General features: G+C 55.0%; 12 protein-coding genes. 8 read left to right on the top strand and 4 right to left on the bottom strand.

The genetic code is table 11. The annotated features are described in order from the left end of the window. Window positions 1-4: 4 nt before the first annotated feature. Entirely contained in the window at window positions 5-1,060 is a 1,056-nt protein-coding gene (gene fba / locus MIM_RS07570; protein ID WP_025372157.1) for a class II fructose-bisphosphate aldolase, read from the top strand. 568 nt (window positions 1,061-1,628) lie between these two features. On the opposite strand, the gene MIM_RS07565 is transcribed toward fba, so the two are convergent. The 3 genes from MIM_RS07565 to MIM_RS22065 all read right to left on the bottom strand — a co-directional run bounded on the left by MIM_RS07565 (window position 1,629) and on the right by MIM_RS22065 (window position 4,747). Continuing rightward, window positions 1,629-2,741, bottom strand: coding sequence for an S-(hydroxymethyl)glutathione dehydrogenase/class III alcohol dehydrogenase (locus MIM_RS07565; protein WP_025372156.1), 1,113 nt, complete (start codon window positions 2,739-2,741; stop codon window positions 1,629-1,631). A 15-nt stretch (window positions 2,742-2,756) separates the two neighbouring features. Further along, complete coding sequence (gfa, locus tag MIM_RS07560; protein ID WP_025372155.1) at window positions 2,757-3,326, bottom strand: S-(hydroxymethyl)glutathione synthase; 570 nt, start codon at window positions 3,324-3,326, stop codon at window positions 2,757-2,759. A gap of 344 nt (window positions 3,327-3,670) precedes the next feature. Continuing rightward, window positions 3,671-4,747, bottom strand: a complete 1,077-nt coding sequence (locus MIM_RS22065; protein WP_025372153.1) for an alpha/beta fold hydrolase — start codon at window positions 4,745-4,747, stop codon at window positions 3,671-3,673. Window positions 4,748-5,009: 262 nt separating this feature from the next. Here MIM_RS22065 and pqqA point away from each other — a divergent pair, with 262 nt between their 5' ends. The 7 genes from pqqA to MIM_RS07525 all read left to right on the top strand — a co-directional run bounded on the left by pqqA (window position 5,010) and on the right by MIM_RS07525 (window position 11,748). Next, on the top strand, window positions 5,010-5,084 hold the full coding sequence (gene pqqA / locus MIM_RS22450; protein ID WP_084459088.1) for a pyrroloquinoline quinone precursor peptide PqqA: 75 nt from the start codon (window positions 5,010-5,012) through the stop codon (window positions 5,082-5,084). A gap of 63 nt (window positions 5,085-5,147) precedes the next feature. Then, window positions 5,148-6,077: a pyrroloquinoline quinone biosynthesis protein PqqB gene (pqqB, locus tag MIM_RS07550; protein WP_025372152.1), complete on the top strand. Its 930-nt coding sequence runs from the start codon at window positions 5,148-5,150 to the stop codon at window positions 6,075-6,077. Beyond that, window positions 6,074-6,832, top strand: coding sequence for a pyrroloquinoline-quinone synthase PqqC (gene pqqC, locus MIM_RS07545; protein ID WP_025372151.1), 759 nt, complete (start codon window positions 6,074-6,076; stop codon window positions 6,830-6,832). Before pqqB ends, pqqC begins: the two co-directional genes overlap by 4 nt. Next, a complete protein-coding gene (pqqD, locus tag MIM_RS07540) occupies window positions 6,825-7,088 on the top strand; it encodes a pyrroloquinoline quinone biosynthesis peptide chaperone PqqD (RefSeq protein WP_025372150.1) in 264 nt (87 codons plus the stop codon). Before pqqC ends, pqqD begins: the two co-directional genes overlap by 8 nt. 8 nt (window positions 7,089-7,096) lie before the next feature. Then, window positions 7,097-8,287, top strand: coding sequence for a pyrroloquinoline quinone biosynthesis protein PqqE (gene pqqE / locus MIM_RS07535; RefSeq protein ID WP_025372149.1), 1,191 nt, complete (start codon window positions 7,097-7,099; stop codon window positions 8,285-8,287). Between the two features lie 220 nt (window positions 8,288-8,507). Next, a complete protein-coding gene (locus MIM_RS07530) occupies window positions 8,508-10,541 on the top strand; it encodes a sigma-54-dependent Fis family transcriptional regulator (RefSeq protein ID WP_025372148.1) in 2,034 nt (677 codons plus the stop codon). Window positions 10,542-10,782: 241 nt separating this feature from the next. Next, window positions 10,783-11,748, top strand: a complete 966-nt coding sequence (locus tag MIM_RS07525) for a bile acid:sodium symporter family protein (protein ID WP_025372147.1) — start codon at window positions 10,783-10,785, stop codon at window positions 11,746-11,748. 336 nt (window positions 11,749-12,084) lie between these two features. Here MIM_RS07525 and MIM_RS07520 read toward each other — a convergent pair whose 3' ends face one another. Continuing rightward, complete coding sequence (locus MIM_RS07520; protein WP_084458940.1) at window positions 12,085-12,510, bottom strand: GNAT family acetyltransferase; 426 nt, start codon at window positions 12,508-12,510, stop codon at window positions 12,085-12,087. Between the last annotated feature and the right edge of the window lie 181 nt (window positions 12,511-12,691).

The raw sequence follows: 12,691 nt of genomic DNA, 5'->3' as shown, positions 1-12,691 counted from the left end.
CAGTATGGCCCTCGTTTCTTTACGTCAATTGCTGGATCACGCCGCCGAGCATGGTTACGGCATTCCGGCATTCAATGTCAACAATCTGGAACAGATCCAGGCCATTATGCAGGCTGCCGCCAGTACTGATAGCCCGGTCATTCTGCAGGCCTCTGCCGGTGCACGCAAATATGCCGGCGAAGCCTTTCTGCGCCGCCTGGTCGAGGCGGCCATTGAGTCTTATCCGGATATCCCGGTGTGCATGCACCAGGATCATGGTGCCAGCCCGGCCGTATGTCAGGCGTCTATTCGCTCCGGTTTTTCAAGTGTGATGATGGACGGTTCGCTGATGGCCGACATGAAAACGCCCTCCAGCTACGACTATAATGTGGCCGTCACGCGCCAGGTTGCCGATATGGCCCACTGCGTAGGTGTGTCGGTTGAAGGTGAACTGGGCTGCCTGGGCTCACTCGAGTCAGGTCAGGCCGGTGAAGAAGACGGTTCCGGCGCCGAAGGCGTGTTGTCGCATGAACAGCTGCTGACCGACCCGGAACAGGCGGCCGACTTTGTCGCCCGGACAGGCGTGGATGCCCTGGCCATTGCCATTGGTACCAGCCATGGCGCCTATAAATTTACCCGCAAGCCCACCGGCGACATCCTGGCGATTGATCGCATCCGTGCCATCCACGAACGCATTCCCAACACACATCTGGTCATGCATGGTTCTTCCTCTGTTCCTCAGGAATGGCTGGAGATCATTCGCCAGAACGGCGGCGATATTCGTGAAACTTACGGCGTACCGGTAGAGGAAATTTGCGAAGGCATCAAAAACGGCGTTCGCAAAGTCAATATTGATACCGATATCCGTCTGGCAATGACCGGCGCCATTCGCCGCACCATGATGCAGGACACGGCAGAATTTGATCCGCGCAAATTTTTCAAAGAAGCCACTGCGGCGGCACGACAGATTTGCCAGGATCGCTTCGAAGCATTTGGCTGCGCCGGTCGCGCCGCTTCCATCAAACCGATAGCATTGGAAAAAATGGCCGGCATCTACGCCAAGCAGGCCGCAGCCGCCTGATTCCTGTTCGTTTTATTTCTGCTTCTTTGCAGCCACACCGGATAAGACCTGGCCGTTTCAGGATCCTTGTCCGGTGTCGGCATATATACGCATCAATCACCCTACTCTGGCATCCGGTTTCGTCTTTATCCCGGTCTGTATATTTAATTCAATTTTGATGAATTTTATAAGCGCGTGGCGTTCAATTCGGATGATCACAAGAACGAGACTTAGCCGTGCTTATCTTATCGAATTTTGCATTTTCAATTTTTGGACATGGTGATGTTTGACTTGTCGATGTCCGGCTTATCGATGTCCGGCTTATCGATGTCCGGCTTATCGGTGTCTGGCTTATCAATGCCGGATTATCGACGTCTGACTTATCAACGTCTGACTTATCAATGCCTGGCTTGGCGACGTTGACTGCTGGACGAGCTGTCATACCAGGCCTGAGCATTGATTGAAAATGACGAAGGGGCTCAATAAAAAGAGCCCCTTCTTTTTGGCTGTTGCGTCCGTACCGACACAACAGTTATACCGCCTTTATAAACACCCGGCCGACAGCCAGACTGCGAGCCGGGTTACTGCATCAGTCGAACGTTACGACAGAACGAATTGATGTACCTGCGTGCATCAGATCAAATGCCTCGTTAATCTTCTCAACTGGCATCACATGTGTGATCAGATCATCAATGTTGATCTTCCCTTCCATATACCAGTCAACAATTTTCGGTACATCGGTACGACCGCGTGCGCCACCGAAGGCCGAACCCTGCCAGACGCGACCGGTAACCAGCTGGAACGGCCTTGTGGAGATTTCCTGACCGGCTCCGGCCACGCCGATAACGGTGCTCTTACCCCAGCCTTTATGGCAGGACTCCAGCGCCTGGCGCATCAGATTGACATTACCGATACATTCAAAGGTATGATCGGCGCCGCCTTTGGTCAGACTAACCAAATAGGGAACGATATCGCCTTCCACTTCTTTCGGATTGACAAAATGCGTCATGCCGAATTTACGGGCCAGCTCTTCGCGTGCAGGATTAATATCCACGCCGATAATCATATCAGCACCCGCCAGACGCGCACCCTGTACGACGTTCAGGCCAATACCGCCCAGACCGAACACAATGACCTTATCGCCTGGCTGAACTTTAGCCGTGTAGATAACCGCACCCACACCCGTTGTGACGCCGCAGCCGATATAGCAGACTTTTTCAAATGGCGCGTCTTCACGGATTTTGGCAAGTGCAATTTCCGGTACTACTGTGTAATTAGAAAAGGTAGACGTGCCCATGTAGTGGAACACATCCTTACCATTCAATTTGAAACGGCTGGTGCCATCAGGCATCAGACCTTTACCCTGCGTTTCACGAATGGCGCCACACAAATTGGTTTTGCGTGAAAGGCAGAATACGCAATTGCGGCACTCAGGCGTATAAAGCGGAATCACGTGATCGCCTGGTTTGAGCGTGGTCACGCCAGCCCCGACTTCTACGACCACACCGGCACCTTCGTGGCCGAGAATAGCCGGAAAGATTCCTTCCGGATCATCACCGGACAGCGTGAACATGTCTGTATGACATACGCCCGATGCCTTGATTTCCACCAGCACTTCGAATGCACGCGGACCGTCCAGCTGAACCGTCTCGATAGTCAGCGGCGCTCCGGCTTTGGTGGCAACAGCGGCTTTGGTTTCCATTACTTCAACTCCTGCTTAAGATGCATTTTTCGATTTTGCAACGTGTGTTGCGATAACGTCCATCAACGCTGGCGACAGCGCATCATAGGGAGGCAATCCCAGTTCGTTCAGTCTTGCACGAATGCCACTCATTTCGGCAGGATCAGTACCTGTTTCGATGATAGAGGAGACAAAAGCGGCAAAAGTAGGGGCAGACCAGCCGGTTTGAGGAGAACGCTCTGTATGAATGAAATCGAGCCCATAAAATGGATGCCCTGTATTTTCAATGCGGCCATACATATGAACGCCACAACCGGTGCACGCATGACGCTGGATCGCTGCTGATTCATCAACCACTTTGAGTTTGTCGCCATTCGCGGTCACTTGCACCGACTCTTTGGGAACGACAGCAACCTGTGAAAACAGGGCGCCGGTAGGCCGCCAGCATTTGGAGCAACCACAAAGGTGATTATGAGCCGATTGCGAGTTCACGGTTACTTCAACCCTGTCTGTCTCGCAATTGCAAACCAGTTTGCCACCGGTAAAGTTATTGTCTGTACTAGCCTGAACGCCATTGTTAACGGCTGGATGGATATTGTAACTCATATATGTCTCCGGATTGGTGATGGATGATTCTGACTAAATCGGGCACCTTCCCCGCCGTACGTGACAGCATACATGTGGGCAGGCAATAACCACCACTCAAGCAACTTCCGTGCCAATCATCAGAAACGACCGCCCGCAGTGCTGAAAGCACAGGGAACAACAGCATAACGGATATGCTTTCCGCACGGCTTTACATCTGTCATGGCAAAGACACATATCAGCAGTTGTTCAGAATACGATACAGGCTGTCCCATCATCCGCAGCAGATGCATGCAAGCTGATACAGATGCAGCACCTGACGGATCAGACCAGAGACGGTCTATGGGCGGCAGCACAGGTGCCGCTCATTGGCAGGTCAGATTACCGGGTCCGATTACCGGGTCAGATAGTCGGGCCATCGTGTCCGTCAGCGCCGCCCGGATGAGCGGATCGGCAGGCGTATGCGTGCCGCCCGGGATCCAGTGCAGCTCAGCGCGAGGCAGAAAGCGCTGCAGCAAATGCACGTTGGCGGCAGGGCATATCCAGTCATGAGTGCCGTGCAGCAAAGTGGTATGCACCTGCACCTCGCGCAATTGTTCCAGCAGTGCGGGCAGATCAATAAACCCGGCGTGGCGCAGATAGTGCGCCTGAATACGATATTTATGGACAGTACGCTCGGCAGCCTGGGCACGGCTGGATTCGGACTCCCTATTGCGGTTGTCATTCTGCGATGGCGCGCCAGTCGCGTCCTGGGTCTGGGCCTGCGCATCCGGGTTCCGGCCCGATTGAGTGTCCGCCGTTTGTTCGCTGCGCGTCTGCTGAGTGTTGCGGCCCGCCATCATGGCCGTCATGATCGCGTTCTCGTAATGACTCCAGCGTTGGGCTGCATCCGATATTTTCTCCTGATCATCGCCCAGCAGTCTGTCGGCCAGCGTAGGCAGCACCGCAGCTTTCTCAAGGTCGTTCATTGTTTGCGTCAGGCTGTTCCAGGCTTGCGGTACCAATGCCTGCAACTGCTGAAAGAACCAGTCCAGCTGCAGACGGGACGGTAAAAATGTGCCACGCAACACCAGATGGTCAATACTGGCGGCATGCCGGGTGGCATAGGCAAGGGCCAGACAGGCACCCCACGATCCGCCCACAACCGTCCAGGCGGGAATGGCAAGATGCAGCCTGAGCTGCTCCATATCGGCCACCAAATGGCCCGTTGTATTATGCTCCAGACTGCCGGTGGGCAGACTTTTACCACTGCCACGCTGATCGAACAGGACCACGCGCCAGTGGCGCAGGTCGAACCAGTCCAGCATGCCAGCATTGCTGCTACTGCCCGGCCCGCCATGCAACACAACCACGGCAGGTGCCCGAAAATTGCCGAACTCGGCATAGTACAACTGGTGACCATCCGGGGTTTGCAGGTAACCGTTGGAAATTGGAATGCTCATAAAACAAATGCCTGAACAGAAAATGAAAACGGGATCACATCAATACAGCTGCTATAATACGCAGGACTTAACCGGAAATTTTTTGCCGGTTAAAGTGCCTTGACAAATATGCGCGTCATGCTACCATTAATTTGACTGCGCATCGTTTTACACAGTCATGCAAGGCCGTAACCATATGGAATGATCCGCATCATGCTGATTGTTGTGTCCATATACTTTCTGCCTGCTGCTTCAACATTTTTCATCTGAAAAGGAGACATTTATGAAATGGACAAAACCTGAGTTTTGCGATCTGCGTTTCGGCTTTGAAATCACAATGTACATCGCCAATCGTTAATCTGCATCCTACGCTCATACCATGCGGCGCTGGCGAGAGCCAGTGCCGTTTTAGTTGCTACCTATGAAAATTCTTGTGCTTGGCTCTGCCGCCGGTGGCGGATTCCCGCAGTGGAACTGCAACTGCCCTAACTGTGACGGTGTACGCCGCAAAACCATTCGTGCGATTCCCCGCACCCAGTCATCCATCGCAATCTCGGCCGATGGCATTCAATGGCTGCTGGTCAATGCTTCTCCCGATATTCTCAAACAGATTCAGTCCAACCCGGCGCTACAGCCGGCGCGCAGTGTGCGCGATACAGGTATCACATCTGTGATATTGATGGATGCACAGATCGATCACGTAACGGGCCTGTTGATGCTGCGCGAAAGCAGCAGCCCCCTGCCCTTGTACTGTACCGAGCCGGTCTGGAAAGATCTAAGCACCGGCCTGCCGCTTACCCAGGTCCTGTCGCATTATTGCGGACTGACGCATCGGCATATTACTGTGGAAGAAAACCGTTTCAGCCCGCCCTTGCAACTGGCCGAGCTCCCCGGTATTTCCATTACGCCGTTTCCGCTCTCCAGCAAGGCACCGCCCTATTCACCCAACCGCAACAACCCGCAGGTAGGTGACAATATCGGCCTGCTTATTACCAGCGAACAATCCGGTAAAAGCCTTTTTTATGCACCAGGTCTGGGTCAGATTGAACCGCTGGTACTGGAGGCCATGTCCCGCGCCGACTGTATCATGGTAGACGGGACCGTATGGACCGAAGACGAGATGATCCGCCTTGGCCTGTCGCGCAAAACCGCGGCCCAGATGGGGCATCTGCCACAATCCGGACCCAATGGCATGATCAGCGTGCTGGATTCGCTTGGTGATCATAAACGCAAGATTCTTATTCATATTAACAATAGCAATCCGATCCTGAATCAGGATTCGGAGCAGGCAGCAATATTACAGCGGCATCATATTGAAATCGCTGTTGACGGCATGGAGATCACACTGTGAGCATCGTTCTTTCGAACCTCGCTGGATATAACCAGAAACAAACCGACCCCGAAGCCTGGGACCGGGCTGAGTTTGAACGTCAGCTGCGCGCCAAAGGCGCCGGCTACCACATCCACCACCCCTTCAACGTACGGATGAACAGTGGCCAGCTGAGCCCGGACGATATCCGCTGCTGGGTGGCCAACCGCTTCTACTACCAGATCAACATTCCGCTCAAAGATGCGGCGGTCATGTCAAACTGCCCGGACCGGGAAACCCGTCGTCGCTGGATCCTGCGCATGCTGGATCACGACGGCTATGGTGATAACGAGGGCGGCATTGAAGCCTGGACACGTCTGGGCGAAGCAGTAGGCATTAGTCGCGAAGATTTGTGGTCTCTGAAGCTGGTTGCACCCGGCGTACGTTTTGCTGTCGATGCCTATGTCAACTTCGCGCGTCAGGTACCCTGGCAGGAAGCGGTGTGTTCATCGCTCACCGAAATGTTTGCGCCCAAAATCCATAAGGACAGGCTGGCCAACTGGCCCGGCCATTATCAGTGGATCGAGGCTGGCGGCCTGGAATATTTCCGCAGCCGCATCTCTCTGGCCGAACGAGATGTCGAGCACGGACTGCAGGTCACGCTCGACTACTTCACCACCCGCAAGCAGCAGGCGCGGGCACTGGAAATTCTGCAATTCAAACTGGATGTTCTCTGGTCCATGCTTGACGCCATTGAAAAAGCCTGCCAGCAAAACAGCGAGACGAGCCATGCCTGATCTGCCCGAAAAACCCCAGCTGTCACGCCTGTTCCGGCTGCAATATGAAAAAGCGCAAAATGCCTACGTCCTGCTGTACCCGGAGGGCATGGTCAAGCTCAATGACAGTGCAGCCGAAATTCTGCGTCGCTGTGATGGCGATCGCACTATTGCCCAGATCGTCGCCGATCTGGAACAAAGCTTTGCCACGACAGGATTGCAGAACGATGTTGAGTCGTTTCTGCAGGCTGCACAGGAGCGTGGCTGGATTAAATAGAGGTCACCATGGATATCCCTCAAGCTGCTGAACAACAGCAAAAAGCCACCATTGCCCCGCCGCTATGGCTGCTGGCCGAATTGACCTATCGGTGCCCGCTGCATTGCGTGTTCTGCTATAACCCGGTGGATTATGCCAGCAATCTGAACGAGCTCAGTACCGATCAATGGATCAGCGTCATGCAGCAGGCAAGGGAAATGGGCGCCGCGCAACTGGGATTTTCCGGCGGTGAACCCCTGCTGCGCGATGACCTGGAAGTGCTGGTTGCCGAAGCGCGCCAACTGGGTTTCTACACCAATCTGATCACCTCCGGCGTTGGCCTGAAGCACGAACGTCTTGCCAGGTTGCGGGATGCCGGGCTTGATCATATTCAGTTGTCATTCCAGGATTCAACCCGGGAAATGAACGATTTCCTGAGCCACACCAAAACCTTTGATCTGAAATCGCGCGTGGCCGCCATGATCAAGGAATTCGAATACCCCATGGTGCTGAACGTGGTTCTGCACCGCTATAACCTGGATCATATCGAACGCATTATTGAAATGGCCGACCAGATGGGCGTGGAGTATCTGGAGCTGGCCAATACCCAGTATTACGGCTGGGGCCTGATCAACCGCGACCAGCTTTTGCCCGATAGAGCGCAATTGCAGCGCGCCGAAGCCGCGGTTGCGCGCTATCGGGAAAAAATCGGTAACCGGATGCGTATTCTGTTCGTCGTACCCGATTATTTCGAAAAACGCCCCAAAGCCTGTATGAATGGCTGGGGGTCCGTCTTTCTGGCGGTCTCTGCCGACGGCAGCGCCCTACCCTGTCATGCAGCAAAAACCATTCCCGGCCTTGAATTTCCGCAGGTAACCGAGCACACTTTGCACGATATCTGGTATCACAGCGACGCCTTCAACACATTCCGCGGCAACCAGTGGATGCAGGAACCCTGTCGCAGTTGTCCGGAAAAAGAGCAGGATTTCGGTGGCTGTCGCTGCCAGGCACTGGCGTTGACCGGTAATGCCGCGAACGCCGATCCTGTTTGCGATAAATCGCCTTATCACCATGTCATTACCGATATGATTGGTCGCAAGCCAGCGCCCGCCATCCAGGAAAAGCCACTGGTGTTTCGTAACGACGCCAATTCACGCCAGCTCGCTGCCGACACGATGGCCGGCCCCCTGTCAAACGGACATAAATTGTCGTCTTCCTAGGGAAAACGAGGCAGGCAGGATAATTCATGTGATATACAATTGAACGAGTGGTAACAGGTTTCCCTTCACAGGTGGGTTACCATTATGATGGCCGTTGAATGTTGCACAGACAACACCAATCGGCACCGGGCTGACAGCCCGTCATAAATATAGAGACAGCATACAAAATCGGCATCAGCCACCCCGAGGGTATGTGCTGATGTACACAGCAGGAGGAGACATGTACTCGTTGGAGGTTAACAACCACATTGAGCGGATCAACCAGATTGTGCATCACGGCGTCATGGTTCCCGACATTGATCCGGCCGTCGCCAGCTCCTGGGGACGCTGCGTCAATGATTATGGCCTGGACCCGGAAAGTAGCCGCCTGCCTCCTGTTCTGACCCACGCCGAGCGGATCGCACGTTCTGAGCAAAAACGGGTGCTGATCACTGAAGCCAAGCACGAAATGAATATTCTGTATCAGCAGCTAGCTGATCCGGAACTGGCAGTTGTTCTGGTGGACACCGATGGCTGTATTTTGCACATGGTAGCTGCCGATCACCTGGAAAACGATCTTTCCGGGCTGGGCCTGCGTCTGGGCGCGATCTGGAGCGAAGAGGAAGTAGGCACCAACGGCATGGGCACCTGCCTGGTAGTGGGCGAACCCATCGCCATCCGCCAGACCGACCACTTTCTATTCAAACATATTTTGCTTACCTGCTCGGCCGTGCCGGTCATGGACCATACTGGTAAAACCATTGCGGTGCTGGATGTGACCAGCCGCTCATCGCTCCTGCAGCAGCATTCGCTGGTGCTGATCGGCATGACTGCCCGCATGATTGAAAACCGCCTGCTGACCGTCAATTGCAAGCACGCGCATCCGGTTCATTTTCACAGCCGCCCCGAAAGCATCAATACCGTGCATGACGGCAAACTGATGGTCGAAGAGGATGGCACCATTGTAGCGGCCAACCAGAGCGCCTTGTTCCAGCTAGGTTTCCCCAGCATGCAGGAACTGCGCCGTTACCGCTTCGACGAAATTTTCCAGCTCACACTTGAATCGCTTTTGCAGCGCAGTATGCAAAGTTCGTTTCACCCGGTGCCGATCTATCGGGCCGGCGCCTCCAGTCGTTTCTTTGCCGTTGCCCAGCTGCCACCTGCCGGCTCCACGACGCTGACGTTTCATACCGCGCCATCCAAACCCGCCTCCCTGCCCGCACAGGAAAAGGCACCCGAATCAGCCAATTCGCCTGCCCGAACAAGCAGACAGGGCAGCACCCCCTGTGTTGAACTGGGCGACCGCTTCCTGCGCGAACAGTTCGAACTGGCGCAGCGCGTTGTCAGCAAGGGCGTGCCCATTCTGCTGTATGGCGAGACCGGTTCCGGCAAGGAAGTGCTCTCCCGGGCCGTTCACGACCGCAGTCCGCGTCGCGACGGGCCATTCGTTGCCGTCAACTGTGCATCGCTCCCAGAAAGCCTGATTGAAAGCGAGTTGTTCGGCTATCGTGCCGGCGCCTTTACCGGTGCGCAGCGCCAGGGCCGTAGCGGCAAAATACTGCAGGCCCATGGCGGTACGCTCTTGCTGGACGAGATTGGTGATATGCCTTTGGCTTTGCAAGCGCGCCTGCTGCGCGTCCTCGATGAGCGCAAGGTCACGCCGCTCGGCGCCGACGCCTCGGTCGATGTCGATATTCAACTGATCAGTGCCAGCCACCGGAATCTGACAGACCTGGTGGCCCGGGGTGAATTCAGGGAAGATCTATATTACCGACTGAACGGCGTGGAAATCCGCTTGCCACCCTTGCGCGATCGCCAGGACAAACACCAGTTGATAGAAGCCATTCTTCAGGAAGAAGCCGGCAAGCCGATGGAGCTCAGTGAGCAAGTGCTGAAGGTCCTCATGCAATACGTGTGGCCTGGCAATTTACGCCAGATGCGTCACGCATTGCGCACGATGGCAGTCCTGGCCGACGGTACGACCATTGGTCTGGAACATTTACCGGGACCACTGGCTGACCTGCATGCTCAGCCGGCCGCCAATAGTACAGCGCCGGCGGGGCTGACCGACTGCATGACGATGGAAGATGAGCACGAACCCGTCAATCCCCTGCAGGAAAGCGAGAGAATCACGCTGATCCAGCTGCTTGAAACCCATCGCTGGAACATCAGCGATGTAGCGAGAACGCTGGGGGTCAGTCGCAACACCCTATACCGCAAGCTGCACCGGCACAACATTACCCTGTCTACCCAGGGTAGCGCCACCAGCATGTGAAAAGCGGTACAATAGTTTTACTGCACCGCAACACCGGCCCCTAAGGCCGGTGTCTTTGTTTTTTCGCATGATCTGCATAACAATCCGGCCCCGGGCATACCCGCCTGGCTGACCGCCCGTCGGTGACATATGCCTACGTTATTCATATACCGCTTTGCCGTGACCGGCTGGTGACGCACGCCTTCTCAACTGCAGCGCAGCGATCGCAGCCGCACGATCATCATATCAAGGACTACACATTATGCAGGCCATCGCCCGCCTGAGCCAATTCGTTGGCAAGACATTTGTCATATGGGTATTGCTGTTTGCGATACTGGCTTTTTTCAATCCTGCCGGCTACACCTGGTTAGGTAAATATATTGTTCCCCTGCTCGGCATCATCATGTTCGGCATGGGCCTGACTATTTCCAAAAACGACTTTGCCGAGGTATTCAAACGCCCCGGTACCGTCGCAATTGGCGTACTCGGACAATTCATTATCATGCCAGGGCTGGCCTGGTTACTGGCTACGGGCCTGAACCTGAGCCCCGAAGTGGCTGTCGGCGTTATTCTGGTTGGCTGCTGCCCGGGCGGTACCGCTTCCAACGTCATGACCTTTCTGGCTCGTGGTGATGTCGCCCTGTCGGTGGCCGTTACGTCTGTGACTACTTTGCTGGCGCCCATCGTCACGCCCGGACTGATTTACCTCATGGCCAGTCAGTGGCTGGATGTGAGCGCTGCCGCGATGTTCTGGTCCATCATACAGGTTGTTATTCTGCCTATCGGTCTGGGGCTGATTGCACAAATGCTGCTGAAGGAAAAAGTGCAGGCGGGCGTCGCCGTCCTGCCCCTGGTCTCGGTCGTCGCCATTGTTGCCATCGTTGCAGCAGTCGTTGCCGGCAATCAGGAGAAAATTGCCAGCAGCGGTCTGGAAATTTTCGCCGTTGTCATCCTGCATAACGGCCTGGGGTTGCTGTTGGGCTACTGGCTGGCAAAGCTGTCGGGCCTGAGCGTTGCCCAGCGCAAAACCCTGTCGATTGAAGTGGGTATGCAAAACTCCGGCCTGGGCGTCGCACTGGCAACTGCCCACTTCTCACCGGCAGCGGCAGTACCGAGCGCGATCTTCAGCGTCTGGCACAATATTTCCGGACCACTGATTGCCACCCTGTATCAGCGCTTCAAAAACGATGATGCTGTCGCCAATCGTTCGGACAGCACGAAACACTAGGCACCAGGCGCTCCCGCCGCCGTAAGCGACTAAAAAACCAAACGATACGGCGACTGACACGGCTATACCGCCTTTCGGTTGCAACACGGGCCTGTGCGATTGCGTCAAGGGAATCCCCGCGGATGATTCGGCCTTTAAAGGCCGACGTTGAGGAAATCCCACAGGCCCGCAGGCATCCCGGCCCGTCGCCCGGTATCAGCGACCCTGTATCCGGCGACGGGCGCTGCGCATGGTACGCCGCCTGGACACTAACCCCAAACCTCAAACCTGAAGCCTGAAGCCTGAAACCCAACAAATGTACGATCGGTATCGTTGGCCATATCGTTCGGATCTACCCTACTGATCCTCTATCAGTCGCTTGCCCAGTACCACCACATCTGCAGACTCATAACCCAGTGCACTGTAAAATGCCTGCACGCTGCTGTTCTCACTTCTGATCATCAACTGAATTTTCGGACAGCCCCTGGCCAGCAGCTTTTGCTCGGCCTGCAACACCAGACTTTTGCCCACACCCTGCGACTGATGTGTCGGCCGTACCGACAAATAATAAATCCAGCCGCGATGCCCGTCATAGCCGGCCATCACCGAACCCAGTAACTGCCCCTCGCTTTCGGCCACAATAAACAGCTCCGGCTCTTCCTGCAATTTTCGTTCAATATCCTTGCGCGGATCGTTCCAGGGTCGCGTCAGGCCGCAGGCCTGCCATAGCGCCACTATGTGTTCGGTATCATCGGGGTGAAACGGTCTGAATTGAATCTGCATGTGTCTTGCTCTCAGGATTGTGAAGTTACACCGAACCCAAAAGCATAGCATAAGCGCCCCTGCAGGCAACAACTGCGATCAGCCGCAATCAAAATCACAAATGCAATGATTCCATACCTGTAGGCGCACAACAGAATGCGTAACCAGATCACGATGGGATAAGTATATTTCCGTCGAAGCA

The organism is Advenella mimigardefordensis DPN7, from assembly GCF_000521505.1.
GTDB classification, from domain to species: domain Bacteria; phylum Pseudomonadota; class Gammaproteobacteria; order Burkholderiales; family Burkholderiaceae_B; genus Advenella; species Advenella mimigardefordensis.
The sequence above is the reverse complement of the archived record's forward strand: the minus strand, read 5'-3'. Positions and strand labels throughout refer to the sequence as shown.